Annotated in this window: 1 protein-coding gene; it reads left to right on the top strand. The window is 45.2% G+C overall.

Annotation, left to right across the window (positions count from 1 at the left end; genetic code table 11):
* Window positions 1-241, top strand: a 241-nt coding sequence (gene ssb, locus Q5762_RS39495) for a single-stranded DNA-binding protein (RefSeq protein WP_315897145.1), incomplete at both ends; no start/stop codon positions are given.

The following is a 241-nucleotide window of genomic DNA, read 5'->3' as shown; positions in this document are numbered from 1 at the left end:
ATTGCGACTTCAGAGAGTTGGACCGATAAGGCCACTAACGAGCGTAAAGAACAAACTGAATGGCACCGGATTGTGATTTATCAACGTTTAGCCGAAATTGCTGGTGAGTATTTACGCAAGGGCTCTAAGGTTTATATTGAAGGGAAATTAAAAACCCGTAAATGGACCGATAAAGACGGCATTGAGCGTTACACCACCGAGATCGTGGCGAATGAACTGCAAATGCTGGATAGTCGTGGCG

Origin of the sequence: Streptomyces sp. P9(2023) (genome assembly GCF_032436795.1) — a bacterium.
GTDB lineage: Bacteria > Actinomycetota > Actinomycetes > Streptomycetales > Streptomycetaceae > Streptomyces.
Note: the sequence above shows the minus strand (reverse complement) of the source record. Positions and strands in the feature narration are given on the sequence as shown.